The following is a 2,076-nucleotide window of genomic DNA, read 5'->3' on the forward strand; positions in this document are numbered from 1 at the left end:
GCGCCGACGGCTACCCCACCACCGTCACCGACGCGATACCCGTGGTGGGCGGCTCCACCGCGGCCCTGCCCGCCTCCACCCCGCTGCGCCTGCGCGTCCCCGCCATCGACGTGGACACCTCCCTCACCGGGTACGGCCTCGCCTCCGACGGCAGTCTCCAGGTGCCCCCGGAATCCGCCCCCGACCACGCCGGCTGGTACCACGGCGGCGTCACCCCGGGCGCGGACGGCACAGCCCTGGTGGCCGGCCACGTGGACAGCTCCACCGGTCCGGCCGTCTTCTACTCCCTGGGTGCCCTGGCACGGGGAGACACCATCGAGGTCGACCGCGCCGACGGCACGACCGCCGTCTTCACCATCGACGGCGTGGAGGTCTTCCACCGCGACGAGTTCCCGGACGAGCTGGTCTACGGCTACGCGGGCCGCCCCGAACTGCGTCTGCTCACCTGCGGCGGGCAGTTCAGTCGCGCCGACGGCTGGAACGCCAACGTCGTCGTCTTCGCCTATCTCACCGACACCCGCTGAGCGCCCGGCCCGCCCGCACAGCGGATGGTCGAGGCCGGGGAAACGTCTTCGGTGCCACCATGGGCCCGTACCGTCCGTACGGGGTTCCGGCACCGGCCGGGGGTCCACCCCGTCGACCCACTTCCCCGAGGTGAGCCGTCCATGACCCGCAAGATCGCCGTGCTCGGCGCAGGAAAGATCGGTGAGGCACTGCTGGGGGGCATCCTCCGGGGAGGCCGCCCGGCCTCGGACCTGCTGGCCACCGCCCGGCGACCGGAGCGGGCCGAGGCCCTGCGCGCCCGTTACGGCATCGCGGTGGTGGGCAACGCGGAGGCGGCGAAGACCGCCGACACCCTCATCCTGGCGGTCAAGCCGCAGGACATGGCCTCCCTGTTGGCCGAACTCGCTCCGCACGCCCCCGCCGATCGGCTGGTCATCAGCGCGGCGGCCGGCATCACCACGACCTTCGTGGAGGAGCGCCTGGCGCCGGGCACCCCGGTGGTGCGGGTCATGCCGAACACCCCGGCCCTGGTGGACGAGGGCATGTCGGTCATCTCGGCCGGGGCCCACGCGGGGGAGGAGGACCTGCGCCACGCCGAGGAGATCTTCACCAGCGTGGGCAAGGCGATCCGGCTGCCGGAGTCCCAGCAGGACGCGGCGACGGCGCTGTCCGGGTCGGGACCGGCGTACTTCTACTTCCTGGTCGAGGCCATGGTGGACGCGGGCATCCTGCTCGGCCTGCCCCGGGACAAGGCGCACGACCTGATCGTCCAAGCCGCGTACGGGGCCTCGCTCATGCTCCGGGACAGCGGGGAGCACCCCGTCACCCTGCGGGAGGCGGTCACCTCCCCGGGCGGGACGACGATCAGCGCGATCCGGGAGTTGGAGAAGCACGGCGTGCGGGCCGCGTTCCTCGCCGCGCTGGAGGCGGCCCGGGACCGCAGCCGGGAGCTGGCCTCCGGCGGCAACGGCACGCCCCGGTAAGGGGAGTTCGCCCCCCGGCTCGGAGTCGGACCGGGTACCTCCCCGGGCCCGGCCGTCTCCCGCGCGTTCTTCCGTCCCACCGGGCTTGACGCATCCCCGGTGGGTCCGTAAGGTATACCGAGCTGCCACTGACGCGGAGGCCGAGCCCCGCATGTCGGTGGCACGCGTGTCGCCCGGATTCGTTTCCGGTTGCGACAGCCACCTTCGCGGGACCAACTCCTCGAACGATCTCGAACGGGTCGTCGTCTTCGCATTGTGCGGATGCGTCGGATCGCGGTATTGCCGTGCATTCGCGTGTCCGTGTGCGGAAATGGCTTCGGGCTCGATTTTGAATCGGGCGGGGGAATGTTCTACGGTGGTGGCAACGCCGGAGGGCGGAAAGCTCACGCCGGAGGGCGGTAAAACACTTGAACTCCCGCCGACCGGGAGCCGGATCCGAGGGAAATCGGATGTGGTAGAGTCGGAAACACCGAAGGGAAGCGCCCGGAGGACGAACCCGCCGAATGGTGGGGGAAGTTCCGAAGGAAGCGTCCGTTCCTTGAGAACTCAACAGCGTGCCAAAAGTCAACGCCAGATATGTTGATACCCC

2 protein-coding genes are annotated in these 2,076 nt (G+C 70.9%); both read left to right on the forward strand.

From position 1 onward, the window contains the following. A partial coding sequence (locus FNQ90_RS20850) for a class F sortase (RefSeq protein ID WP_182607762.1) occupies window positions 1-524 on the forward strand: 524 nt, incomplete at its 5' end. Window positions 525-665: 141 nt separating this feature from the next. Then, window positions 666-1,487 carry a pyrroline-5-carboxylate reductase gene (proC, locus tag FNQ90_RS20855; protein ID WP_143624259.1) on the forward strand — a complete coding sequence of 274 codons (822 nt, stop codon included), beginning with the start codon at window positions 666-668 and terminating at the stop codon, window positions 1,485-1,487. Window positions 1,488-2,076 lie beyond the last annotated feature (589 nt).

The sequence above is a fragment of the Streptomyces alkaliphilus genome (assembly GCF_014141535.1).
GTDB lineage: Bacteria > Actinomycetota > Actinomycetes > Streptomycetales > Streptomycetaceae > Streptomyces > Streptomyces alkaliphilus.

Coding starts and splice junctions, on each gene's coding strand:
- proC (WP_143624259.1), top strand. CDS start 666: ATGACCCGCAAGATCGCCGTGCTCGGCGCAGGAAAGATCGGTGAGGCA.